19 protein-coding genes are annotated in these 26153 nt (G+C 37.5%); 13 read left to right on the forward strand and 6 right to left on the reverse strand.

What is annotated here, in order from left to right:
- The first annotated feature begins 89 nt into the window (after nt 1-89).
- Complete coding sequence (locus U859_RS0118740; protein ID WP_025144859.1) at nt 90-1028, forward strand: RimK family alpha-L-glutamate ligase; 939 nt, start codon at nt 90-92, stop codon at nt 1026-1028.
- A complete protein-coding gene (locus U859_RS0118745; RefSeq protein WP_025144860.1) occupies nt 1021-1629 on the forward strand; it encodes a hypothetical protein in 609 nt (202 codons plus the stop codon). The genes U859_RS0118740 and U859_RS0118745 overlap by 8 nt, the downstream gene beginning before the upstream one ends.
- A gap of 71 nt (nt 1630-1700) precedes the next feature.
- On the opposite strand, the gene U859_RS0118750 is transcribed toward U859_RS0118745, so the two are convergent.
- On the reverse strand, nt 1701-1973 hold the full coding sequence (locus U859_RS0118750; protein ID WP_025144861.1) for a hypothetical protein: 273 nt from the start codon (nt 1971-1973) through the stop codon (nt 1701-1703).
- Between the two features lie 681 nt (nt 1974-2654).
- On the opposite strand from U859_RS0118750, the gene U859_RS0118760 reads away from it, so the two are divergent.
- From U859_RS0118760 to U859_RS31240, 11 genes are all read left to right on the forward strand, one after another.
- Nucleotides 2655-4340 (forward strand): AAA family ATPase, encoded by a 1686-nt coding sequence (locus U859_RS0118760; protein WP_025144863.1) that lies wholly within the window; start codon nt 2655-2657, stop codon nt 4338-4340.
- Nucleotides 4337-5266 (forward strand): HNH endonuclease, encoded by a 930-nt coding sequence (locus U859_RS31230; protein ID WP_025144864.1) that lies wholly within the window; start codon nt 4337-4339, stop codon nt 5264-5266. The genes U859_RS0118760 and U859_RS31230 overlap by 4 nt, the downstream gene beginning before the upstream one ends.
- Nucleotides 5267-5532: 266 nt before the next feature.
- Nucleotides 5533-8454, forward strand: coding sequence for a DEAD/DEAH box helicase family protein (locus U859_RS0118775; protein ID WP_025144865.1), 2922 nt, complete (start codon nt 5533-5535; stop codon nt 8452-8454).
- A 4-nt stretch (nt 8455-8458) separates the two neighbouring features.
- A complete protein-coding gene (locus U859_RS0118780; RefSeq protein ID WP_025144866.1) occupies nt 8459-10399 on the forward strand; it encodes a site-specific DNA-methyltransferase in 1941 nt (646 codons plus the stop codon).
- A 195-nt stretch (nt 10400-10594) separates the two neighbouring features.
- Nucleotides 10595-11161: a hypothetical protein gene (locus U859_RS0118785; protein WP_025144867.1), complete on the forward strand. Its 567-nt coding sequence runs from the start codon at nt 10595-10597 to the stop codon at nt 11159-11161.
- A 120-nt stretch (nt 11162-11281) separates the two neighbouring features.
- On the forward strand, nt 11282-12037 hold the full coding sequence (locus tag U859_RS0118790; protein WP_025144868.1) for a metallophosphoesterase: 756 nt from the start codon (nt 11282-11284) through the stop codon (nt 12035-12037).
- A 378-nt stretch (nt 12038-12415) separates the two neighbouring features.
- Nucleotides 12416-13483, forward strand: a complete 1068-nt coding sequence (locus tag U859_RS0118795) for a hypothetical protein (RefSeq protein WP_025144869.1) — start codon at nt 12416-12418, stop codon at nt 13481-13483.
- Nucleotides 13473-13940 carry a hypothetical protein gene (locus U859_RS0118800; RefSeq protein ID WP_025144870.1) on the forward strand — a complete coding sequence of 156 codons (468 nt, stop codon included), beginning with the start codon at nt 13473-13475 and terminating at the stop codon, nt 13938-13940. The genes U859_RS0118795 and U859_RS0118800 overlap by 11 nt, the downstream gene beginning before the upstream one ends.
- Before the next feature lie 40 nt (nt 13941-13980).
- On the forward strand, nt 13981-14394 hold the full coding sequence (locus tag U859_RS31235) for a hypothetical protein (RefSeq protein ID WP_025144871.1): 414 nt from the start codon (nt 13981-13983) through the stop codon (nt 14392-14394).
- Entirely contained in the window at nt 14394-14765 is a 372-nt protein-coding gene (locus U859_RS0118810; protein ID WP_037505635.1) for a hypothetical protein, read from the forward strand. The genes U859_RS31235 and U859_RS0118810 overlap by 1 nt, the downstream gene beginning before the upstream one ends.
- A gap of 28 nt (nt 14766-14793) precedes the next feature.
- Nucleotides 14794-15285 (forward strand): hypothetical protein, encoded by a 492-nt coding sequence (locus U859_RS31240; protein ID WP_051584733.1) that lies wholly within the window; start codon nt 14794-14796, stop codon nt 15283-15285.
- A gap of 155 nt (nt 15286-15440) precedes the next feature.
- Here the strand turns inward: U859_RS31240 and U859_RS0118820 are convergent, their stop codons facing one another.
- The 5 genes from U859_RS0118820 to U859_RS0118840 form a co-directional block, all read right to left on the reverse strand.
- Nucleotides 15441-15932, reverse strand: coding sequence for an SMI1/KNR4 family protein (locus U859_RS0118820; protein WP_025144872.1), 492 nt, complete (start codon nt 15930-15932; stop codon nt 15441-15443).
- A 107-nt stretch (nt 15933-16039) separates the two neighbouring features.
- Nucleotides 16040-16450, reverse strand: a complete 411-nt coding sequence (locus tag U859_RS30540) for an SMI1/KNR4 family protein (protein ID WP_025144873.1) — start codon at nt 16448-16450, stop codon at nt 16040-16042.
- Nucleotides 16447-20730 carry a DUF6443 domain-containing protein gene (locus U859_RS0118830; protein ID WP_025144874.1) on the reverse strand — a complete coding sequence of 1428 codons (4284 nt, stop codon included), beginning with the start codon at nt 20728-20730 and terminating at the stop codon, nt 16447-16449. The genes U859_RS30540 and U859_RS0118830 overlap by 4 nt, the downstream gene beginning before the upstream one ends.
- A gap of 4 nt (nt 20731-20734) precedes the next feature.
- Nucleotides 20735-24298 (reverse strand): hypothetical protein, encoded by a 3564-nt coding sequence (locus tag U859_RS0118835; RefSeq protein ID WP_162799991.1) that lies wholly within the window; start codon nt 24296-24298, stop codon nt 20735-20737.
- A gap of 58 nt (nt 24299-24356) precedes the next feature.
- The gene (locus tag U859_RS0118840; RefSeq protein ID WP_025144876.1) at nt 24357-25907 is read right to left on the reverse strand and encodes a hypothetical protein; all 1551 of its coding nucleotides are present in this window, start codon (nt 25905-25907) and stop codon (nt 24357-24359) included.
- Nucleotides 25908-26153: the final 246 nt, after the last annotated feature.

Below are 26153 nucleotides of genomic sequence, written 5' to 3' on the forward strand. Positions count from 1 at the left end.
GATGGTACCCACCTCGTCGAAAGGCCGGGGTATCCTGGTGGTGGAACGAAGAAGAACGATATTGAGACTGGGGAAGACCAAAAGGGCCAATGATCAATCCGCTCGTACTGATTATATCCACTACTTTAGATTTTGCCACTGACAGAATTGCCATTCTCCTTTATAAAAAAAACATCCCGTTTCTAAGGCTTAATCGTGATGAATTTGACAAGTACCACATCGAACTTGATCCAATATCTTCTATCATGAATGTCAGTATTGAGGGCCTAAATTATAGGGTGGAAAATTCTGCAGTATTAGCAATTTACTACAGGGCACCAACTTTCCTTCGGGACATATATCAGGAAGGACTTAATGAAGAGCAGCAGCTTTTTCGCACGCAATGGGCGGCTTTCATGCGCGGTTTGATCATCTTCGATCTAGCCCGATGGTTTAATCATCCCGTAGATACCTATAGGGCAGAGAACAAAGCGTACCAGTTGCGCATTGCCAATAAATTGGGTTTCGCTGTCCCTATATCAAAAATTACAAATTCAACTCTTGCGGAATATGGCGCAAATACTGTGGCTGTAAAATCCATTGATACAGCCATTGTTGGAAATTCATCCTACGAGAAGTTTGTCTATACACAAATATACGACTTAAATGAGCTGCCGCGTGAGCATTTTAGTTCTCCTTTTTTCATACAACAAGCCCTAGTTCCTAAAACGGATATCCGGGTAACAATAGTTGGAGATTGGCTACTCGCTGTGTCGATAACTGCGGAGGAAAGAATTGGTGGTGATTGGCGCAAACACGGCTTACCATTGACGTACAAAGTGATTGATCTCCCTATTGATACCTTAACTCGTTGCAGGGAATATGTGCGTTTTTTCAACCTTCCATATTGCGCGATGGACCTGGTTTTCTTTGACGACAATTATTATTTCATTGAGATCAATCCAACTGGAGAGTGGTCTTTCATTCAGGAAAATACCGCTCAAGAGATAGATTTAGTAATTACCAAAGCACTTATCCAAAATGATTAGCGAATTCCTTAAGCAACAATGTGTTCCTGGATGGTATGCTGATCATGCCAATCGAAAGTTAGACCGCTTAATTGTGGTCAATTCGAAGAAAAAGATATTAGGACTTTTAAAACCTTCAGATGATAAGGCTTTTGAAAGGCTTAAACTTGATTTCGCTAAACAGACAGAAAGAAAAAAAAACTTAGAAGATAAAGCGAAGAGCATATTGGGCACAATCTCAATTTCTATTACTGCAATTACCTTTAGTCTCGGATTTCAGGGACTTAAAAGTGGTTTTAGTTATACTGGCATTATACTGATTCTAAGTGTGATTAATTTCGTAGCAGCAACAATCAGGGCAATACAAGGGTTGAACTTAAGGGCTTTTTACACTTATGAAACAGGTATCACGATAACGAGGTACCACATCCACTATGAGCAAAATGAGCAAGATGCCGACTTTGAAAAGTTGATTCGCTTCAAAGTTCTTAACGATCTTATCCTTAGTAAGATTGCTAATAGTACATACGCAGCCTATATTTTAGTAAGGAATGGTATTATTCTTTTTGGGTTGTTCTTTTTCCTTGAACTTTTTTCACGTTGGGGCCTTATTCCAACTTAGCCACGATATTATAAAATTTGTGTGGTCCGGAATTTATTTTTAGCTACGTTTTAGAGCCCCGAATTAGTGCCTCAAAGATTAAATAACTCACTAATAATAGAATTAATTTCCGAAGACTTATTGTTATTTTTTAAATTTTCGTATATACTATTTTCTTTAAGCTTGTTCCTGACATATTCTTTATGATAGTCACTATCTAAATAAATTCCAAGATTAAGGCACTCGCTTACGTAATTTATTTCTTCGCAAATTCTCTCCATTTCGGCTTTTAAAAAAACTTGAAAAAAATCAGTTGGTGGCGGATTAAAAGTTGGCGCTAGGCCTTTTGCAAACTCGTTTTTCAACAATTACAAAATTTCAGATTGGTTTTTTTGGCCGTCTATTGAATTACCCCCGAGACAGGTCTTTCCTGATTGAAGAGGTGCCGCAGGAATGGGGCGACGCTTATCAAGTATGGCTGCAGGGTAATGATATTAGAGATTTTCTGGTGCGCAAAGCCAGCATCGAAGATCTCTTCCACGGTGGAAAGATATATAGAAATCGACAGGAGGCTAACGTATGGGTAAATTTCAGAGCACTCGAGGAGAGTAAACTAAAATCGTTCGCATCGGTAGTCGCGCGGAAAAAGCGGTAACAGATAAGCACAAGTTAGCATTATTAGCTTATTATGGGCTGTGCTGGCAGGGCTTTTAACTATTATTTTGGTTGGGATTATAGGGTTCTCTATAAGTCTGGAAAGAAAATCTATTCGCATCAACTTTTTGAAAACAATGCGTATCCTAGTAGGTATTGCAGCGCTGTTATACTTATATATGTTGGCTTTATACGGTAAGGCTAATGCTCTACAACCCTGAAATAATAAACCTTATTTTCTTCACAGAATTCATTAAGATTTTCCAGCTCTGAAATGATACCCGGAGGCAACAAGATGGAAAATATTAGGTAAGTAGTAATTACTAGAATTGAATGTCTGTTTTTTTTACTTATTTTTATTTTTTTGTGTTGACCATTATTTGACTACCAATATGTTAATTTCAGAAATCCATCAAAATGTCTTTGACTTTTTAATGGAAGAACACCGGACAAGAAAAGATTTCTTCTTTTTGACACGCCAACTGAACCGGAATGCAAGGCTAGAAAAAGGCTATTGGCTACTTGGAGGGGATAACTACGTTTGTGTTTCATTTTGGATGGGTAGGGATGATGCCACAAAATCGCCAAGGACATCCTTTATAATTCGATTAGATGGGACATCCTATCTTGAAATAAATTCGAAATCTTCAGATAAGCCGTTTTTTACCTCAGACTTTTTCGAAAAATTAGGATTTACCCAGCTTTCTTCCGATCAAATTAATCAAAAAGTCTATAAAAGCTTTGGAGAAGATTATATGAATTCTCTAAAATCCTTTATTGATGGTGACAAAAGCATTATTGATGAGTTCGTGCAGCAAAAGGTACTCTCAATGCCTGATGAAATGCTTTCCAAACGCGGGATCGACTTCATTTGGCCAGGCAGTTTCGAGAAGCAACTTAGGATCATTGGCAAGTATCAAAAAATACATGAAGAAAAGGAGCGAAAAACAGGGTACGTGAGAAGTTTCAATATCAGAAAATTTGGTAGGATTGCAAATCTAAAAATGAAAGATATTCCACAAGGATGTAGATGGGTATTCCTCACGGGTGAAAATGGGTCAGGTAAAACGTCAATTTTACGGGCGTTGGCTGCTGCTATAGTCAGTAATAATGATGACGGAAATGAAGCAGCCGAAAATTATAGGGACTTTAATGTACAGCTCGGCCTTGAAACAGCAACCGGTATAGTACGTAAAACCGTCAAAGGGGTAGACGACTTTCACGACAAGGCCAAACTAACAAAGGGATTTGCTGCATATGGTCCTGTAAGATTATTGAGCCAAGGAAGTTTAAACGGAAGTCTGATGGGTTTCGACAAAGACCGCATTAGTCAAAGAGCAACATTCGGCCTTTTCAATCCGATTGGTATACTCAGGGATTTGAGCGACGATTTTGTGTTTAAGGTAAGACCTAAGTATCACGAAATGACCCTGAATGATTTTCTTGAGAATATTGAAAGGAATCTTGAGATAATACTGCCCAATATAGATAAGGTAAATATCGTTGACTCTGAATCCGGGCGTAGTATTCAATATCACCAGCGAGGAATCAACCCTAAAAATACACAAGAGCCTGTTGGTTTCGATCAGCTGCCATCTGGCACCAGAAATTTTGCAGCCCTAATACTTGACTTATTGCTTCGTTTTACTGAACAGCAAGAGGTATCAGATATTTCGGACTTTGTTGGAACTGTACTGATTGACGAAATTGATCTTCATTTACATCCAAAGATGCAAAAAGAGATTATTGTACAATTAGCCGAAACTTTCCCCAATATACAGTTCATCGTGACAACTCATAGTCCAATACCAATGCTGGGTGCACCACCAAATTCGACATTTATTAATGTTTATAAAGACGAAGAAAATAATATTAACGCGACGAAATTGGAAATAGATATCGCTAATCTGCTTCCTAATTCAATTCTGACCTCACCAATTTTCAACTTTGGTGAATTGATAAATGAAAATCATGATAGGGCGGAGCGACTAATGACAGAAGATGATTACGATGATGCAGTCTTTTACAGGATACTTGAAAGGAAACTGAGGGAACATAATATAAATCCGAATAGATGATCCATTTGCCAATCAAAGACAGGGATCTGCCACCGGCAAGGTTATCGGTACCCGGTGCGCTGCGACAGATTTGCAGAGCAATAGAAGCTTTAGATGGAGAGGTTTACAATGCCAGCTATTATCCGCATAATGAGGTTGTAGGTTTATTGCGCGCTTATTCTATACACAAAGTAGAGTTAGAGCCAGGTGACAGGCCTAAATGTAATTATTGCGAATCACAGATCGAGCACGCGGTAACTTTACAGGTGGAGCATTATCGGCCTAAAGCAAAAGTGGAGGCTGGAGAAAATGATCATATCGAATTGCCAGGATATTATTGGTTAGGCCTTGAATGGACGAACCTATTGTTGGCATGCCCCAAGTGCAACGGAAAAGATGCAAAAGGCAGCAAATTTCCAATACGGGGCAACAGAGCCCCAGCCCACAGTCCGGTCGAACAACACAATAATAATAATGTGCTGGTCAGAGTAAATTGTTATGCAGATGTTGGCCCATTGCAGCAGGAACAGGCTATCCTGCTTAATCCAGAAATTGACCATCCAGAACTGTATCTCACCTTTGACCTTCTTGGTAACATTGAGGGGTTCGGGAATGACGCGGATCGGGGAGAAATCAGCAAGGATACTTACCGGCTGAACAGAGATGAGCTTGTTGTCTGTCGCCAGAAAGTTTGGAATGATTTAAAAAATGAAATCAATCTATGTATCGCCGGGCATCGGATGCTGGAATTGAATGAGCAGGCCCTTAGATACTGTTTTCGGAACATCGCAAACAAATTATTGATAAGGAAATTGCCAACAGAAGAATACACACTTTGGGGACGGTTTATTAATGATAACCTGGCAGATTTTTTACAGGAAATAGATAACTTCTACGCTGATATTTTTAGGGAAGTATACAATGGGTTGTTGGTTGTAAATCCTTAGTTAGAAACATCAGCCAATCGGGGAAGAATTGTAAAATGAGAATTAGTTGACAGAAAAACCGAGGAAAATGCCGATCCCTCGTAAAGTTAAAAGAACTGCAAGTCTACACAGAAACCGACGCTTTTGCAGCACACATAATTTTGCCCAACTTTATCCAAATCCCACCCACCAACCAAAAGATAAATGGTTGATAATTTAGAGGCAACTTTAGAGAGAAAAGAACTTGAAAAAATTAACTTTGCCAATCGGAAAATTGAAGTAGTAAAATGACAACTAAAATAGAAACGAAACAGTTTCAATATGAAATACAAGCCTATCAAGAGGACTGCGTAAATAACATTATCAGTCTTTTTGAAAGCCTTCGCCAAAAAGCAAATTTTGGTGATGTATTAACGGCACACCATAAAAAAAATAAATACAATTTTCCTGTTCAAGACAACAAAAACATTGACATAATGATGGAAACGGGAACGGGTAAAACCTTCACGTTTATCAAATCTATTTTTGAACTGAGCAAAAACTTTGGTTACAAGAAATTTATTGTTCTTATTCCGACCGTTCCAATCCGTGAAGGAACAAAAACAAACTTAGAAGACACTAAGGATTATTTTAAGAGCTTTTATGCCAATGAAAGAGAAAAGGAAATTGAAACCTTCGTTTACGAAGGCGGAAATATTTCTACGGTAAAGCAATTTATAGGCACTTCGCATTTATCGGTTTTGGTAATGACACCAAGCTCGTTTCACAGAAATGACAATATTCTGAATCGACCGTTAGAACGAGAAATGAACGCACCTGAATTATTTGTAAATAATCAGGAACCGCCAAAATCGTATTTGGAATGTTTGAAACGCTTAAATCCAATCGTGATAATGGACGAGCCTCACCGTTTCGAAGGCAATGCCTTTAAAACCTATTTTGAAGGTTTTGATAACTTCTATTTGCGTTTTGGTGCAACATTTCCAAAGAAGACAGGCAGTTTGCCTTTATCAAACGTGGCGTATGTATTAGATAGCATTTCTTCTTTCCGACAAAACTTAGTAAAGAAAATTGTGGTTTACACGCAAGACGTAATTGAAAATACAGATACACTCATTGGAATTGAAAAAGCTGGAACAGTTAATAAAGCCTTTGTTAGCACATTAACAAACGGAATTATTGCGAGACGGGAATTAGGCGTTGGGGCAGTTTTCAACAGTAAAAGCATAAAGAAAATAAACAAAGACAATATTGTTTTAGCGGACGACACCATTGAGAAAGTTGATTATTCATTGTCGGACGAATCATTACGGGCAATGATTAAAGAAACAATCAAAATACATTTTGAGAAAGAAAAAACATTGTTTGAGCAAGGCGTAAAAGCACTCACTTTGTTTTTTATGGAAGCTGACACCAGTTTGTTTCGTGGCGAAAATCCAAAAGTCAAAAACATATTTGAAGAAGAATACAAAAAGCAATACACCGAAATTGTAAGTAAACTTGACCAAACAAGCGATTACTATAAATTCTTACAAAATGATTTTGACAGCGACAACACTTTACAGGTTCACAAGGGATATTTCTCGGGCGACAAAGGCAACGCTGACGAAAAAGTAAAAGCAGGAGTTGATGAAATACTGAAAGACAAAAAGAAATTACTTTCGTTTGAAAGTCCTTCACGTTTCATTTTTTCAATTTGGGCGTTGCAAGAAGGTTGGGACAACCCGAATGTTTTTACCATTTGCAAACTTTCCAATCAAGGAAGCGAAATTTCCAAAATGCAACAAATTGGGCGTGGTTTACGCATTTGTGTAAATCAAAACCTACAACGATACACGCTGAAAAACCTCAATGACGACCAAGAAGAATTTTGGAAGATCAACAACCTTGACGTGGTTGTTTCAAGCAAAGAACAAGGTTTTGTTGAGGCAATTCAAAATGAAATTTTAAGTAACTCTTTCCTGATTTCTGAAACATTTACAGAGCAGGAACTGATTAAAACACTTAAAGAAAAATCCGGTTTTGATGATGATACGATAGTTACGTTGGTTGATGATGTGTTGAAGGACAAGAAAATGATTGTCCGCAAGGCAATTGTTGATGGACAAAAGATTTATGAAAAATCGCCTGACTTCTCTTTGATTTTGAAAGAACAAAATTTGCCCGAAGAACAAGTAAAAGCAATTGAAAGCTTGTTTGCAACTGACACAAACACGTATGTTCAGAAAGCCGAGAAGCAAAAAGAGAAAAAGAAAGTTTTCATAAAGGCAACACACCTGCAAGAGTTCCAAAATTTATGGAACGCTATCAATAAAAATGCTTTTTATGTTATAGAAACTTTGACCGAAGAACAAGAAAGCCAATTGATACAAAACATTAAAACGCAAATAGAAGTCGTAAACATTGAGGAAATTTTGTTGCAGACTATTCGTGCAGAACTAAACGTGAACAAGATTGGTAAGCATGGAGCAATTACAGAAAAGCTAACCGACACAGTTTCATATAAAAGCAAAGTTGATTACTTAGAATTGGTTCGCACTTTGTCCAACAACACCAAAACACCTATTTCATTTGTGGTTAAGGTTTTCAATGCCTTGAGTGATGATTTCAAAACTAAAATGCTTTGTAACAATCCTGAACAGGCACAAAGAGAAATTTCCGAAATAATCAATAAGAACTTAGTTGCAATGCTTAAAACAAACATTAAATATGACGGAATTAACGGAACAGGTTTGCCAAATGTATTCAAAACCGAAAAAGGAAAAACATATTTAGACACAGGAAGCGTTGGCAAATTTCAAAAAGAAATTGCAGGCGATTTTTCTTTGAAAACCAAATGGGTATTTGAAGAAGTAATTGAATACGACAGTGATTTTGAATTGGAAATTGTGGAACAAGACCCCGACATTGACAGTATTGAAATTTTCGGCAAACTTCCACGCCTGAAAATCAAAACACCGTTAGGCGATTACAACCCCGACTTTTGCTATGCTATCAAAAGCAACGAAGGCAACAAAATATTCCTTGTAGTGGAAGCAAAAGGTTATAAATCGTCAACAGCAATACCCGTAGATGAAAAAGGAAAAATTGACTTTGCCAAAAAGTATTTTGAGGCATTAGGTGAACACTACAAAGACCAAAACATTAAAATTTCATTTAAAGAACGTATCAATAAAACGCAATTAGCGGCATTGATAAACAACGCATAAGACAATGGCAGAACAAGATTTTATAAATGCAGGATTCAAAGTTGTTGGCACAGAAAACAGCGAAAACAAATTGTTGAGTTTTCTGAAAGAGAATTATCCAAACGTAATTCGTGACGCCGAAATAAACATTGAAGAGCTGAAAACCGTTTTGGGATTACCAATTGACGAAAAAGTAAACGGTTACGGTTTAAATTTTGTTGGCAGAAACTTTGCCAGAGCTAAATATACTCAAAAAACAGAAAAGGAATTACGTCTCAATACCACTTTAAGCAAAGGAATTGATACGACACAAAATTTGGTACTTAAAGGTGATAATCTAGACAGCCTAAAAATTCTGAAAAACTATTACAGCGGACAAATCAACTGTATCTATATTGACCCACCTTACAATACTACAAGTGAAGAATTTGTATATCCAGATAAGTTCGACAAAGAAGAAGCTGAAGTATTGGGTTTGGCAAACCTAAATGAAAGTGATTTTGCACGTATGGACTTTAGCTTTAAAACTAAGAAAAGTCACAACGGTTGGTTGGCTTTTATGTATCCTCGCCTTTTGTTAGCAAGAGATTTATTGAGTGAGGATGGAGTAATATTCATAAGCATAGATGAAAATGAACAAGCAAACCTAAAGCTCCTCTGTGACAATGATATCTTTGGCGAAGAGAATTTTTTAACTTCATTCACAAGAGTAACAAAAAAAGGAGGTAAGTCCTCAGACGCAACAGCAAAGAACCATGATTACGTTTTGGCTTATGTGAAAAATATTAACCACGCAAAGCTACAAGGTGTTTCACATAATGATGATGGATATTCTAATCAAGATGAACATTTTGAAGAAAGAGGGTTTTACAAAATCAATCAAACTCTTGACTATGACAGTTTGAGCTATGTTAAATCACTTGATTATCCTATAGAAATTGACGGAGAAACTTTTTATCCAGGCGGCGATAAAGATATTTGGGAATCAAGGCAAAGCGGCAATTACGGTAGAGCTGATTGGGCTTGGAGATGGAGCAAAGATCTATATGAGTTTGGCTTACGAAATGGATTCATTGAAGTTAAAAGGGGGGGTAATCGCCCTCGTATTTATACTAAAACTTACCAAAACGTAAAAATAACCAAAGAAGGGAATGTATACAATATTGTTAAAATCGAACGTTCAAAGCCATTATCAACCTTAGAGTTTACGGAGAACAAATATTCAAATGACAATGCTACTAAAGCCATTGATGAAATAATTGGAAAAGGAGTTTTTGAATATACAAAACCGCCTGAATTGATAATTCAGTTATTAAAGCTAATAAATAAAGAAGATTTTATAATTCTTGACTTCTTCGCAGGTTCAGGGACAACAGGACAAGCAATAATGGAACTGAACAAAGATGGAGGCAAGCGAAAATTTATTCTATGCCAAATTGACGAATCTATAGACCCAGTTAAGAAAAAAGATGCTTATGACTTTTGCACTTCAAATAATTTACCACATTTCATTTCAAGTATAACCATTGAACGGATAAAAAGAGCAGGAGAAAAAATTGCTAAAGAAATTAAAGCAGAAAATAATAAACCAGAATTATTGAAGGAAGACAAAAAACAAATTCCCGATGTAGGGTTTAAGGTTTTTGACAGCGTAGAAGCTCCAAAATTGAAAGTGGATGAAAAAGGACAAATTTCAATAACTGAATTTGAAACCGAACCTTTAAGTCGCATTTACAATATGATTTTCAACGTTGGTTTAGACGAACCATCACAAGTTCCCGAAGAAGTAGTAAAAAAATGTATTTACAAAATCGGTAACCACTACTACATAACCAACAGCGAGAAAATAACCATTGATGATTATTCAAACGCTATCAAAAACGGCAAAGTATTTATTGATGGTTGGACTGCGAGTTTGAATGGAACATTGCAGAACTATAAAGAAGATGTGAAAATAGTGTTTTAACTGATAACAACAGGTACAATACATAAACACGTCAACGCAGTTGTATGCACCTTTTATTTTTTGCCGACATACAAATCAACATTAAAAAAATAAAAACTATGTTAGCACTACACCTGCGCAGGAAAAAAATAAAAAAATATCTGCGCAGTTAGGCTGCGCAGATGCAAATTTATCTTTGTAGGAACAGGATTTGATATGGAATACAAAAAGTTTCTCAAAATCACCAAGAAGAAAGACCTAGCAGCATTAGATACCGTTAAAAAAGAAGCGGAATTTTACTTTACCGATCCGGTAAATGGAGCGTCGATGATTAACGACCTTTTACAATTATTCCATAGCTGTTATGACATGGATAGAACCATGTTTCTAACAGAAATATTCTATGAAAACCAGCGTGTATTAAGAAACACCTACGATCATCGCGACCTGATCCTTGAAGATGTAGACAGGCTTTTGAAGGATGCGGCAAAACCAAAAGATAAAAGGTGGCAGATAAGGGTGATCAATGTGTATCGCAGTATAGTAGCCGAACTTTATGATCCGGCACTTGCAATCATTGTTGCTTGTCTGAAGATGCGTGAAGGCAATTTTACAAGTTTTACCAACGCGAACCTGTCGATGTCAGAATCGCAAAAGTGGGATTTTGCAAAGTCCAAATTGCAAAAGCCAGCAATTTTCGCAGGGTATCAACCGCTGATCAGAAATGCTGTATCACATGCCGGTACGCACAGTAAAAGAAGGTTTACATACAGTTGGCAATGATGTTATAGAATGTATTCTTTTAATTATTTAAGTAAGTAGATCACGTTGATAACTTGCTTTTGATGCCAACTAATATTGTATGATATTTGAATAAGAAACTGTAAAACGGAGGTACTAGGGATGCGAACACTGGTTATGGGTGATATTCATGGAGGCTATAAAGCGCTGCGTCAATGCTTGGAAAGATCAGAATTTGATTTTAAAAATGATCGTTTGATACAGCTTGGCGACATCACAGATGGGTACCCCGATGTTTATGAATGTGTCGAAGAACTGTTAAAAATTGAGAACCTTATCGCTGTAAAAGGAAACCACGACGATTGGTTTGCTGAATTTATCAGAAACGAATTTCATCCCTATTACTGGACTTATGGTGGGAAAGGAACGCTTGTATCCTACCTGAATAATTGTGGCAAAACAGGCCGATTCTTCGCCACCGGTAGCGGTTATAAAACAGCACTGGTTGCTGACGACATCCCCCAAACCCATAAAGACTTATTCCGCGACCAGATACTCTACTATATTGACGATAAAAAACGGTGTTTTCTACATGCAGGTTTTAAACGTGATTCCCCATTCAAAAGCCAAACAATTGCCGAATATTGTTGGGACAGGCAGCTTTGGAATGATGCCCTTAAGTACAGTTCTGATGCCGAACTGAAAAAGGAATTTCACATAAAAACAAAATTTAAGGAAATATATATTGGTCATACCCGGACGCCCAAGGATAAACCTCTGAAACTTTTTAATATTGTCAACATGGACACCGGTGCAGGACATAATGGGAAATTGACAATTATGGATATAGACAAAAAGGTATTCTGGCAATCCGATCCGCTGAGTGAGCTGTATCCGGAAAATTTTCCAGATGAATAATCAGTCAATTCCGGTGACCAGCCCTTTAAATAATCCATCCTGATAGTATTTCTCCCAATTATTGAAGCAAGGGCCCTATTCATGATTTCTGCATTTCTGACTGCCATAAATAAACAATAAAGGTTGTCACACCTTGTCAATTACTTAAATCTTATCACGGTAGGTTTGGCTTAATTATCATTTATAAAGTAATTAAGTCATTATGAAAAAGGTTAGCAGTATTATTCGACAATTATCCTTATCAAGATTTGGAATCATTTATTCTTACCAATGCATCTGTAAAAGAATGCAGGGCTATCTGAATGTTATTATTTTTCATTTACACATTGGTATAACTTTTGTTCTTTTTGAAAGGCCAGTATAAACCATCTAAATGCTATGAAAAGAAAAACTTTATGGATCGCTGCTGCAAGTATTGTTGCTTTAATCCTCTTCGGAGCGCTTTATTATTTCTACCTTGATCCCAATAAATTTAATCATCATTACAATGCTGATAGTGAAAATAACTACCCTGATACTTTAAGGGAGGTTGACGTTTTTACTGGGGATAAAGCCTACGTATTGAAAGGAAAACTATTGGACAAAAACTACAAAGAACAATTTGACAGATTGCCGGACACCCTAGCTGAAATTCAATTTGGTGGTGTTCTTTATTGTGCGAACTGCGATTTACACAATGAACTGGAAGATAATGGCGAGGTTGCCGTGGCGGCAAATAGCATAGCCAAACCCTATAACCGTGAGCTATCTACATACTCTTTGTATTCGAGTGCAAGAAATCAAAAACAACTAAGCCAGGAGAAAAAATACATTTCGGAGTATAATAGATTTTTTGCTGCTTTTCTTGACTTAGCAGAGCTGGGAAAAGCTGAGTTTCCGAAATTGACTTCTTCGTCGATTTTGGAAAAGCAATCTTTTGATGATAAATACAAAAACTATTTTGGAGCGGTTTATACAAGGAGTATTCCGTCAAAATACAAAGAAAAAATTGTTGATTTCCTAAATAGCAGCGAGGGGCAGAATTTTGAATTTATAACTTCTGATCAACGCGTACATAGCGAATTAGTGCATTTCGGAAGCTTTACAGGAAAAGGTAAGCATGAGCTTACTTTGGTATTGGGAACTAAACCAGGTTACCAGGGAAATCACAAAGAGAAATTGTTAGTCTTTGCCGAAAACAGGAATGGGGAAGTCTACCAGATCTATACCGAGGACTTTTACGATAAGGTATTGCTGGAAACAGTGTATCATGATCCGGAAGAAAGGTGGGACGATCATGTGTACATGGGCGGAGAGGAGAAGGAGTTGCCTCCGTACGAATCCATCAGGATAAAAGTCCCAAATGAACCTGATCTGGTATATGCTTATAACGTCGAGTTTGATAAAATGAACAGATTTGTTCAGGTCCCAAAATCTCAAATTAACCGGGAAGAGGATGAGGAATAAAAATTGGATATTGGTTTTGCTCCTGGTAAGTATAACGGTTTGTGCCTGCCATCAGGCTAAGGAAAGAAATCAAATTAGGCTGCAGCCGCTAAGCCCGTACAATTTTGTTTTTAAGGTTTCCGATTCAGTCAAAAATCGAAATGAATACTATTTCATTTCGGACGCCGGGCCTGCAGATTATAACCTTGCATCAGACTTATTGCCATCGCTTAAGCTTATTTCTAAGGATGATACTTTTAAGGTCCAATCAGTTTATGTATACCGAGCTACTACAATTTTGAATAAGGATTACCAGGGAAATCGTGATGATCTGAAAGGCAACCACGACGATGATCTGTATGTGTATGCCAGATGGACAAATGGGAAAATGGACATATTCTATATTTTGAAAAATGGAAAAGCCATTTATGATGGATTAAAAAGAGAAAGAATTGAAAATCCTTTTGAGTTTGATTAATGCCAAAAGCAGATATGTTTTTAACTAACCTTAAAATATAATGGAACTACCGATTGAGATTCAAGCGGAATTTGATTCGCTTTTTGAGCTGAACGAACATTATTTCGAAGCCGGGAAGTATGATAAATGTATAGAAATCCATGAACAGGCATGGAGCTTATTTCCGCATCCCAAATATGATTATCTGGAAGAGGGTTATGCCTTATTGCAAGGCCTGGTCTATCTGAACCTTAAGGTAGGAAAGATAATGGAGTCGGAAAAGTGGGCAAGGCAGCTTTATCTTTTTGACCAAAGTTCTTTACTGGGTACCACTGAATTTGCGCTTGGCCAGGTGTACTATGAAATGGAAAGGATGGATGAGGCAAAAGAACAGTTGGCTATTGCCATGCTAAAATCAGAAGGGCGGATTTTTGAGAATGAAGATCCAAAATACTTAACCTTGTTGGCAGAATAATGGGCAACAATAAAATCGAAATATCGCTGTTGATTTGTTCAGCTCTTTGCCTGTGTTCATGTGTTTCCAGGTTAGGGCGACCTGAAATTACGGGTGTTATTGTGGACGAGCAACAAACCCCAATCGCCAACTGTAAAGTTGGTGAAACTGTTACAGATCAAAAGGGCCGTTTTAGCTTAAAAGAAATCCGCTATAATAAATTTTTCATTCCAGAAATGTTTATGCTGGAAGCGCCTCCGGTAATCGTAATGGAAATTATCGAAAAGAATGGTTATGAAAAGGATACTATAAATATCTTTCAAACTTTTGGTGGCGGGCAGAAGAAGGGTGCAAAAATGGATGTTGGGAAGATTATTTTGAAAAGTAAGTAACTAAAGAGCCCTAACTTTACAGAAAAAAATGATTTCCGAAAAAGATTTTTGGTCATGGTTTGATGTCAATAAAAACAAGTACTATTTTTTGGAAAGTATAGAAGATGACTCTGTAAAAGAAAATTTATTGAATGAATTTCTACATAAACTTCATGAATATTCAGAGGGATTATATTTTTTAATTGGTGGCGTTCCGGGTACGGCAAAAGAATTAATTATTTCAGCTGAAGGCGATAAATCTTATTTCCCAGACGTCATTAAATTAACATCAACTGCACCTGAAATTGCTAATTGGCAAATTATCGCGTTTAAACCAAGCCAAGGATTGGATTTTGTTACCTCTCATAATGGCGTAGAATTAAATCCTCGGAAAATGTTTTTCTTACCATTGGTTAATGATGATCACGCGAACGACATAGCTTTTGAGAATTGCTGTGCCGAATTTCAAGTCAGTACTGAAGGACGATATACTATTTACCGCATACGAAGTTCTGGACAGTGTTCTAGGCGAAAGAATTAGTGCGGAAATAGATTATGTTGAAGTGACGAAATTTTTCAGTACAAGTGACGCAGAAAATTTGTCACCACTTTCAGAACTGAAAGAATTTGTGTTATGGGCAATAAAAAAGAGGGCATAAAGATATGCCCTCCTGTACCTTAAGTGCATTTTAGCACCTATTCAAATTCATTTGCGATCATAGTTTTAATTAGACCTATCAGATCCATTTCTAAATTTTCGAAATCCACACCATTTTTAGAATTGGCATTTTCACAAATATAAATCCCTGGATTAGGGAAATCATATTTCTTTGAATAGCAGAAACATACTTCTCCATCTGATCCTATTACCAAATAATCATTGAATATCTGTGGCCGACCTTTAAACAAGGGGCTTTTATCTGGATCATTATTTCTTTCTAATGATTCTACAAATGTCTTCTTTTGAGATTGATCGTATATGCTAAGTATTCGCTTATTGCCAATAATAAGACCATTACATTCCGAGGTGAGGAAAAATTTAAATATTTCAGGCAGCGTCCAATTGCATGTCCGTTCGAAGTTTGCCAGTAGTTGAGCGTCTACCTTTGGTATAAAAGATATATCGCCGCCATATTCCTCATCTAATTCTTTGAGATAATTGTGAAGCGACTGTTTTTGGTAATTCATCTACACAATTTTCATGATTAGAATTAGTGCAATTAAGCAAGATTCAATTGAATAGTTAATGGAAAGAACGCGCAAATGCATGTTCTTTCCATAATTTCAAATATTTATCATGCATTATCTAAAAATTCTAGAAATTCTAGAAATGAATTTCCGCAGAACTCAATAATATCAAATTTGAAGTTCGACATTAGTCCGAATGCATGGTATGTTTTATTTTGTTTGTGCAGAGCATATCCAGTATCAGCAGCATCTTTTCCAAAAAGAAAATACTCTGGAATTTGTTCCATTAACAAGTGGTACTCTTGATTTATTTTTAGAAGTTGTTCAACTGGGAATAATTCCAGCCAACTATTGTCACCGATCTCACCTTCTCCTCCATTGAATTCTTGCATTACTGCAACGTAATCCTTTGGTAAATCAGTTCCAAGAGCTTCTTCAACATTGACGAATTGTTGCTTTAAAGCTCCCGGCTCTATTCGTGAAAAATTTTTGAGAATTATTATTTCTTTTTCTATCATGGCGTTTTTTCTATACTCCTTTGAATGTTATTCCAAAAAGGCGTAACTTTTTGACGATGGAAAGATTTATCCAAAAGTACTTTATTTTGTATATCATTTGGACTGCCTCCAAATTTAACTGGAATCAATTCATGTATATCGATTTCCTTTCCTTTTAATTCCAATTCCAAGCTAAGCTTTCGATTTGCTGAATTTGCTGCATTTCTTGCATTTAAATAATCCTGTCCATATAATAAATTAAAAGGTCCACGAGGTTTTGCTAAATCTTTGGGATAACCCTGCCAATTCCATATTGAAAATGTACCATCAGCATACTTAATGAGTTCAAAGCTGCTTTGTGGCTTTATATAAGCACTTTCAGCAAATGTAAGATCAGAGGTTAAAATTCTATTTTCAAGCTGAGCTGCTGATCCACCCGGTAGTGATGTACGACCAATCATTTCAATCGGCGTTGCCAATATCGTCATCCCTTCAAGTGTGCTAATGAAGTCTTTGCTTAAATATATAATTTCATCTTGTGGTGACTTAGCAGGCTTGTAAGCACGCTTACCCATCTCAGAGTTAGCTGGTGCTATGTACCTGCCAGCGTTCACAAACATTGTTATTAAACCGGCAATACCAACAGCAAGTCTACTTGGTGGTTCATCTTTACCATCGCCATCGCCGCCTGCAACATCTCCAAAAGGATCTGTTTTTAAAACGGGATTATTTAACATCGAGGCGTATGGGCTAATCGCATACGTTATTTCAGATTTCGGATCAATTTGCTTAAATCTTCCAATCTGCGGATCTAGATTTCTATATACAGTTTCGTAAGTTTCAAGACCGAATGATTTTTCTAAATAAATTCCTTGATATTTATTTTTATTCTCTACAGCAGTGCTACTTAGGTTTGAATTTGTTAGCGTTAATCCAAAAGGATAATAATGATTTTCCTCTAAGACTTCGCTGTGATAATGACCGACTGATAGATTGTCGAACCATACATCTTTACCTATACTTTGATTATCTACATAAATAATAACGAAACCGCTGCTTAATGAAGTACAACAAATTACTTGACCACCATTAGCTTGCACGACGGAACCTGGGATTAATGGGATAAAGCCTCCGCCAAGTGGTATCTGGGGTACTTGAGTAACACTGTTCGCTCCGGGAACTAATTCCATCTTATCGTTAAAAAATAAGATGTTCAAATGGGCTTTGGGAGCATTAGTGTTGTTATTTGCTTCTGTCAAATTTTCTATCTGACCAGCCAAAGATGGATTGTTAAGCGCTTTAGTAATATCTTTAACGTTAGAAGGAAGTTCAGACGTTGGAATCCCAGCATAATTGCTGCCACCCAGAAGCGTACTAAGTAATGACTCAACAATAGGCTTACTTCCAGTTTCATCTGATTGAATGTAATCTCCATCATAAAATGCATCTGCACTCACCGTAAAATGATCCCCCGGCATAGTCTTTAACATTACTGCTGGACCTATTCTTTTATTTGGGTCGTTTCCATTTAACCTTGCAGCCATTTGATCCTTCGGATCTAAACTGCCAGGTTTTCCATCCCTAACATTAGGAATGTTATCAAAAACAAGGTTCTCAATATTTGCCAATCCAACTTCATGTGATGCAAAATAATTGGCCGACATCGGATGGGAGGTAACGGTACTTCTTATATTTCCTAAATGATCTTTTACGTAGTAATCGTAGATGAATTTTGTCTGATGTTGGGTTGAATCGTTTGCATACGGCCTAGAACGACCTTCCTCATTATTTATATATTGCAGTTGATCATTTTTGTAGACAAAATCACCTAAATAATCAAATTTATCTACGTTTAAGCCATTGATTATTTTCTTGCTTAATAAATTTCCATTAGCATCAAAAGTGTAAAAAATAGAACCTTGATTTTCCACCTCAACTATTGCGGGTAAATCTAAATTACCATAGACATAAGAACTCTTTTTGTTATAATCTTTAATAAGATTGCCATTGGTATCATATAAATATTCTTCAGCAAGATCAGCGCTATCTTTAAAATCAGGCAAAGAGAATGTAACTCCCGATTGAACATTATCATGAACTTTCACAAGCCTATTCGATCCACTTTTATATGAGTAAGACAAGATATCAATGTCAATTGGGCTTTGGCTAATGAAAGGATTCATACCTCGCTGGGACATAGTTTTAATATTGCCATTTTGATCATAGGTAATGTCACTTACAGAATAATCATGATCATTTTTTTTCCAGGCACCATTTGACTCTTCTCTAAATTCAGCATGTACTAACCGTTGGACATCATCATAGGAATAACCATAGGCTTTTTCCAAACCATCTTTTCCACTCCAAATTACCCCCGCTATATTGCCATTTAAATACTTGCGATGAAATCCTTTATCGTAAAAGATTTTTTCTTCAAAGCAGTGAGGATTTGTAGCGCTATAATTCTCATAATTAATATGGCTGATAAAACCTCGTATATTGAAATCATTGGTTACCGACCCGCAGGTATAATATTTCTTAACTACCCTGCCTAAATGGTCATACCCATAGTTAACCAGTTGATAGTTGATTCCATTATTTATTTTTTGAGTGATGCTTTTAACTTGATCACTTCCACCACCAATTTGAATATTACGATCATATGTTTTTTCAAGTGTTATAACAGGAAGAATGTCCTGTGCATTTGATACTGCTATTGCACCTGGATTATTATGCTTAATTATGGTTTTCCATAGCATTCCCTGAAAATAATACACATAAGAATTTATGTCTAATCCATCCTTGAAATTTTTTTTTTGCTTTTGTATAATTCTTCCTTTATCATCGTAAAATACCGCAGACTTTATCCATTTATTATCATTGGGGTCTTCGGGATTTATTATGCGAACCTTGTTACCTGTAGATAAGCTTCGGGTCTGAAAGGATCGAATTGGTGTAACCAAAAAGGATTGATTGACAGCAGGAAATTGTGAATAATCGAAATTAAATTCAGATAACTGACTATAATTATCATAATAATTGTATGACAGTATTTTGCAGCTATCAATTAATAATGGATAGGATTCCCAAAGGCGATAATTACTTGTATAGTAATCGATCTTATTCGCGTTATTAGTGGAAATAGTATCAGCCGCCCTCATTGCCATTTGAATTCTATTCTCATTTCGAGTAAGTAGTCCTGTGAATAAGATTCTGTCTAAAGCATCGTAAACATTAAATTCCCATTGTAATTTACTTCGCTGACTTCCATTTTGCCTATAGATGAGGCGATCCCTTTTATCATAAACAAAATATTCAACCTCTTTTCCAGGAACCTTTTTTTCAATTAGATGATTTTTTATATCATAGTAAAAGGAATAACATAAATCCTTTACATTAGTGAGGTCATTTATCGGATTAGCTTGAACCATTGCTTCTGGGGTGATGACCCACCTTTTCCTATCCATTTCATCATAAACATAGTAAAGCAGTGAGGCACCGTTCGAAGTAGTATCAGATTGATGGGTATCGAATTCAAAGGATTTAATTAGAATCAATTTTCCATCTTTATCTTTAAATTCTAATGAAGACTTTCCATCCTCATCGGTTGTTTTAGTGACATTTATTTCTCCTGGAACATAATACCCAATTAATACCGGAACTGAATTTGCATTCTCGGCAATACCCCATTTAATAACTTCATTAATGCAATTTAGACGTCTCTCATAAGTAACCCCTTTATTAGAACCAACCCAGGAGTTCCCAGGATGAAGGAATTTATTGGTGCACATTAAGGGAGAATTATCATATTCGATTTTACTATAGGGATTTTCATCTGGGCCATTTTGATCATAGAACTGTCGCATCCTTGCATTAATGTTGAGCTTAGCTAAACCATTGGATAAAGAAGAAGGAATTGCCAGAGGTAAATATTTATAGGACTCGCGTCCGAACATATCATAAACAAAGGGTTGCACAATATCTAAGCTGTTAGGATGGGCCCGCTTTAAGATTTTTTGGTAAGGCCGGCCTATGCCATCGTAATATTCTGTTTGCTGACGGCAGTAAATACTTCCTGGCGCAGTTAGATAATTGGTTGCAATGTCAGGCTGTTCTTTTCTAATATAATTAAATCGTGTCACTCCTGTCAAATCATTTAAATCTGGGTACGGAACAGGCGCAGGATTACTGGCTGGAGGCGGTTCAGGTATATTCATTTCCGGATCTTGGATTTGTGCATTAGCCAAATTGATCGCAGAAAATAGGTAAAAGCATACGAGTTTAATAGTTATATTTTTCATATTATTAATCTTGAATTTTATAAGTGAATTTATTCAATATTGAGCCCTGCCTATCCTTCGTCAATATAAGCTGACCTTTACCATTATACTCATATCGCGTTACGTTTCCTTTTTCATCGCATTCTGAAGTAATTCCAAGAGATGGCTTAAAAGTTCGCGTTGTCATAACGGATTCAACAGGGTAAAGCCGGAGTTCATCAATCCTAGTATTCGCTCCAGGAAAAGAAATTGAAATATTTTGTGTATTACCAACTATGCACTCATAGTAGAGGTAGTTATTGACCATACCTTGATTGACATAACTTATTTGATTCGTCACAGTTGGAGAGGAGGGGCCTTGGTAATAAAAACTAACTACATATTTTTTTGTGGGATTTAAATTATTATTGGAAATAATTGCTCCTGCAGCAAGATTATATACATAACTTCCAGTTGGTGCATATTGATCCGGAATGATGTCGCTACCTATTACACCAGAGTAAATCCAGTTTCCTTTTTCCTTATCATCCTCAAAGCTTGAATATGCAATATTGCTGAATTCAGAGTTTTTTACATTTGCAAAGAGATATTTTCCGCTGTAACCCCATACATAACTTGAAATTTCATCCTGATCGTTTTTCGTTTGCACCGGATTTAAATAAGCGTCAAATATTTTGTTTTCAATATAATTTTTGTAAACAGCGTCTTTACCGTTTGTAGTTTTAACATAAGAATATAAGTCAGCTCCAAGATTTCTGTTGGATATTTTGAAAGATGATAAAACTACGGGTGTTTGAATATTTAAAGGGTATTTTTTAGTCAATGCAGATGGTACATTTAACGAATACTCATTAAAAGATCCTTGAGTAATAACATACTCTGTTCCACGTTTTTTAATATTTAGTTGTTCTATCGGTTTATGGTCGATGTGTTTAGCAATCATAGTAGATATATAATCATTATTGCCTATGTAGTCCAATGGATAGAGGTTTAGCAGCATGTTCTCAGATACATCATCCTTATTGGTGCGAATTATAGTGGGTAAAAGATGATTTTCATTTTGATATTGAAAATCAGTAGTGGTTATGCTCGGACTGCCGTAATCCAAAAATGATGTCGATTTTATAGAGTCTAATGCGGTCCATGATGATCGATATGAAAACTGTTTGACATTGCCTTTAATATCCAATTGCTGACCATTTCCACCCGGTTCGCCATTGTCAACAGACTTCACGCCGTATCCTATTCTCTCTTTAAAGTTTTTATGAACAGAAAACCATTTTTTTTCAAATTGGACAGGGATTAAATTGCTGCCATTTTTTTTAAATCTATTGGTTTCAATCTCCCTGGAAATTTGACCACTTGTTAAAGAATAAGGTGCATCAAACCAGTCGTTGAAGTCATTAGGAACATTTACATTATTTGTATAAACTAGAGTAGGTTTTTGAGGAATTTTAATGTCAAATATATGTTCTGTTATGCCACCTTCACCATTTGCTCCTTCATATTCAAGAACGCTTTTGTATAGATAACTCGACGGCATGTAAGAGTATAAATCATATTGACTATAATTGCTTTTTAGAGTTGTGCGACAAACTTTATATGTAAAAGCAAAAGAGGAATAGGGGCAAATATTACGGAAGTAATAATTCTCGTCAGTAGAAATTTGATTTAAGGCAATTCCAGAAGATACACCAGGATTGTTTTTATATTCGTAAAGGTATTTCTTAATGGTTGACTGGTTTGATACTGGATCGTAAGTAGTAACTTGTTCTACCTTGGCAGCTCCATAATAAGAAGTTGTGGTTTGCGGAACCGGAGCATAGTACTGAAAGTATGCCTTTCCCTCTACATCTGCGCCATAAGGTGTGAGATAAAAAGTAAGGGTATCACCCGGATCGGCTGATGCAGTTGCTTCCAATGTTTGCCCGCATTCGACAATGGCTCCGGGCGCCATTGCCCAAGGTGAAAACAAGCAGTAACTGTGTGTTCTTTTATTGTAAATATTTGCCACAACCTTATTGTAATTGGTCGTTGGACTTCCGGCACCATGCCATATAGCTTCTGTGTATACGCGAAATCCTTGAGCATTACTGGGAACTACAAAATCAAAGGTATAATCAACGGGGCTGTGATCACCGGTACCATAGCCCGTCAAATATTTAGCGAGTAACAGGGTCAGGACATTTTGGGTTGATGTTGACTGAGAGCATCCATAGGATATATCATCTTTTCCACCAGTTGGATATTTTATACTTGTTAGCATTCCGGTTTTGGCTTGTTGGCAGTCAACGGCGCGGCTTGCCGTGTTGTTATTGAAGTAGCCATAAAAATCCATTTTATCGATCGCAGTCCTTGCCGGGAGGTTAGTTAAATTATTATAACCAAAAAAGAAAGAGTCACAATTGCCTCCTTGATTATCACAAATCATCAGATTTTGTAGTACCGGCCTGTTGGAGGATGCAGGCATCTGGTAATTAAATTTAATTTCCTTCAGGCTTTGATTAAAAATGAGGTCCTTAATCTTAAGTGTTTTGATCAATTGCGTTCCGACAAGGTCTGGGTTGTTTATATGCTCCACATCTACCTGTAACGAATTATTTATAGTTATTTTTTTCAGATCATAACCATAAACATTTCTTGTTTGATTCATCATAATTGTAGGACTGATACAATCACATATCTGACCTCCGATATTTGGCCCTTGAGATTCTGTCGTTTGGCTGATTAATTCCTTCGTTTGCCCGCTGATAGTGGTATATTGATTGGTTACATAGTCAAAAGAAACAGTATCTCGCTGTGGCGTTATGACTTTTGTAATATAAAAGGCAGTCCGGAAATTATTGGAGGGATTCCAATTAGAAAGTTGACCATTATATGTTTGAGCATTATTTGAAGTCTGGGTATTTTCCGTTGCAGCTGTGCCGCCGAAGAGGAATATGTTGCCGAACTGATCTGTAATTTTGAAGGTCCAGGGAGCTGTAGCATAGCTCCAATCTGTTTCAATTTTTAAATCTTCCTGGTCAATAATATAAACCATACCGGAATCAAGAAAAAATTGACCGGTATGTCCAAAGAAATTAAAGGAAAATAAATCTGGCTGAATATCATAAAACGGTGTAGATTGACCGTAAAATATTACTCTTTTTAAAGGGTTATCCATGTACCATTGGATATTTCGCTCTGCCTGAGTGGATGTGGTAAGAGGAGCTGCAAGATCCTGAGAAAGCTCGTCAGGCTCATCATTGACATTTCTGGTAATAACCCCGCCAGCAAATAAGGACCAACCTAAGCCTGACACGCCTGCTAATTCTTCAACTTTTATTCCGTTCGTATTGTAATTAAGGGACAAATCAAGGGAGATGTTGTTATTTACCTCTTTATTATATAGAGGGATGGTATAATTAGGGGCACCAGTAGAAAGATTAACCGGTAGCCCTCCGTACTTACCCATAGCTGAGGCTTGGGGAGAAGGGGGAATCGTAGTAAAGGAGAATGGTGTTACCTGTGTTGATGGGGATTGCCCATGTGCAACAGTTCGTAATAACATTACAACCAATAACATTTTCAAGTTCATTTTATGCTTCATAAATAATGGATTAAGACTTTAAAATTACAAGGACACTACGCCTATATGTGGCGCATAACTAATTACTTTGACTTCCAAATCGGATTATAAATGGCGTTCGCAATTCTTCATGCTGCCACAAAAAATTATACCCCACCAAAAAAATCCCGTTCCATTTACTGTTGATCCGATAGCGTTTCATGATGCCGATGTAAGCTGCCTGTTGCTGGCCGCCCAAGGCTTCTTTGATCGCGTTGTCCGTGGTTTGTGGTTGCGTAGCCGGATTGTTTTGCTGCCCGCGCAGGTAAGGCCGGTTACAGGGCCTGAAGCTGCGCTCATACCCCGCCGGCAGGCTGAAGCCGTAGATGGCTTTCCAGTCGGCGAAGGCACGGGCGCTCAGGCCTTCGTAGGTGAATTTTATGTTCTGCCAGTTCTGACCAAGACCGGCACTTAAGGCAATGCCGATTCCGTAGCTCAGGCGGGTACTGTACTTGAAGGCTACCGAAGCGCCGAGCTCCAGCATGGCCGGGCGCAGGCCGTCGGGTGTGGCGCGGGTGGTCTGGAAGTTGTAGGCGGGTTCCAGTCTTTGCCAGAAGGGTTTGCCCCGTTCGGGATTCTTTTTGAAAGCGGGTTTTTCGATATGTTTTAATTTGTCTTTGGCTTGTTTGGCTTCATTCAACGTTTGTTTGGCTTTTTTGATGCCGGCTTTGGTTTCCTTTACTGTGCCGGTGATGCCGTTCAGCTTATCGCTGTAGTCCTGCACCTGGGCGGCCATCTGCTGCTGTACTGCGCCAAGGTTATTGCCCAGCTTTTGCTGCAGCATATTGTTCACCTGTCTTTTGGTCTGGTAGCCCATACGCTGCAGGTCTTCAGCGGTGGCGTTGTTGTCCAGGCCGCCAAAGGCATTGTTATCCGTACGCAGGTATTGGTCAAAACCTTCGGTACCCTGGAGGTATTCCATGGCTTTTTCCTCGGCTTCGTCGGGATCATCGGCCAGCTGTTTCCAGGCTTTCATTTTCTCCTGGGCATAGTATACGCTCTTCTGTATGTTTTGCAGACCACTTATATTTTGTGCGCCGGCCAGCCGTTCCAGGCTGCCGGTGCGCTGCCGGATCAGCTCATCTATGTTTTGCTGCCCGTTCAGCTTTTGTTGCAGGCTGTTGAGCTCTTTGGTATAAGGCGTATTGATCCCGGCTTTGCCGGCCAGGCCCGAAGCGCTGTTTAATTTGCTGCTTTGATTCTGTATGAACTTCTGTACGCCTTTGAAGCTATCGACCAGGCTGTTCTTTTTAAAGGCCAGCTGCTGCAGCCTGCCGGTATCCTTGGACAGGGTAGCTATGGAATCATAGCTCAGATTTTGCTGCATATACTGACGGTACAAAGCCGAATCTTTTGCAGCCAGTTGCCGGGCGATCTTCGCTTCTTTACGTTTCAGCTTTTTAACCAGGCGGTGCTGGATCTTTTCCGTACGGTTCAGGTATTTGTCCAAAGCATGGATCCGGCTGCCGAGGTATAACTCCGCCTGGTTAATACTTTCTTCCTGTTCCTGGGCCAATACAGAATTAGCAAAACCTAAGAAAAAAAGGATGAAAAGAAAGAAGATAGATAATATAATAAGGTATTTTTTCAAAGGATGTGATAATTCTATCGCATTACCGGGATGGTAATATCGATAAATAATAGAATTGCGTTTAAGGAATTTATGCTGAAACCGGATTTATAACTCAATGCCACCCGACATTGAAATCAGTACAAAGGTTTGTAAATTTTAAGTTAAGGGCTGAAGGATTTTCCCCTGAATTTGGAAGGGGAAATTTCCCCTTAACTCACCCACTAAAATTTGCAATTGCTATTAGCGAATTATTGCTAGATCATT

It is taken from the genome of Pedobacter jeongneungensis (assembly GCF_000633455.1).
GTDB lineage: Bacteria > Bacteroidota > Bacteroidia > Sphingobacteriales > Sphingobacteriaceae > Pedobacter > Pedobacter jeongneungensis_A.

Coding starts and splice junctions, on each gene's coding strand:
- U859_RS0118740 (WP_025144859.1), top strand. CDS start 90: ATGATCAATCCGCTCGTACTGATTATATCCACTACTTTAGATTTTGCC.
- U859_RS0118745 (WP_025144860.1), top strand. CDS start 1,021: ATGATTAGCGAATTCCTTAAGCAACAATGTGTTCCTGGATGGTATGCT.
- U859_RS0118760 (WP_025144863.1), top strand. CDS start 2,655: ATGTTAATTTCAGAAATCCATCAAAATGTCTTTGACTTTTTAATGGAA.
- U859_RS31230 (WP_025144864.1), top strand. CDS start 4,337: ATGATCCATTTGCCAATCAAAGACAGGGATCTGCCACCGGCAAGGTTA.
- U859_RS0118775 (WP_025144865.1), top strand. CDS start 5,533: ATGACAACTAAAATAGAAACGAAACAGTTTCAATATGAAATACAAGCC.
- U859_RS0118780 (WP_025144866.1), top strand. CDS start 8,459: ATGGCAGAACAAGATTTTATAAATGCAGGATTCAAAGTTGTTGGCACA.
- U859_RS0118785 (WP_025144867.1), top strand. CDS start 10,595: ATGGAATACAAAAAGTTTCTCAAAATCACCAAGAAGAAAGACCTAGCA.
- U859_RS0118790 (WP_025144868.1), top strand. CDS start 11,282: ATGCGAACACTGGTTATGGGTGATATTCATGGAGGCTATAAAGCGCTG.
- U859_RS0118795 (WP_025144869.1), top strand. CDS start 12,416: ATGAAAAGAAAAACTTTATGGATCGCTGCTGCAAGTATTGTTGCTTTA.
- U859_RS0118800 (WP_025144870.1), top strand. CDS start 13,473: ATGAGGAATAAAAATTGGATATTGGTTTTGCTCCTGGTAAGTATAACG.
- U859_RS31235 (WP_025144871.1), top strand. CDS start 13,981: ATGGAACTACCGATTGAGATTCAAGCGGAATTTGATTCGCTTTTTGAG.
- U859_RS0118810 (WP_037505635.1), top strand. CDS start 14,394: ATGGGCAACAATAAAATCGAAATATCGCTGTTGATTTGTTCAGCTCTT.
- U859_RS31240 (WP_051584733.1), top strand. CDS start 14,794: ATGATTTCCGAAAAAGATTTTTGGTCATGGTTTGATGTCAATAAAAAC.
- U859_RS0118820 (WP_025144872.1), bottom strand. CDS start 15,932: ATGAATTACCAAAAACAGTCGCTTCACAATTATCTCAAAGAATTAGAT.
- U859_RS30540 (WP_025144873.1), bottom strand. CDS start 16,450: ATGATAGAAAAAGAAATAATAATTCTCAAAAATTTTTCACGAATAGAG.
- U859_RS0118830 (WP_025144874.1), bottom strand. CDS start 20,730: ATGAAAAATATAACTATTAAACTCGTATGCTTTTACCTATTTTCTGCG.
- U859_RS0118835 (WP_162799991.1), bottom strand. CDS start 24,298: ATGAAGCATAAAATGAACTTGAAAATGTTATTGGTTGTAATGTTATTA.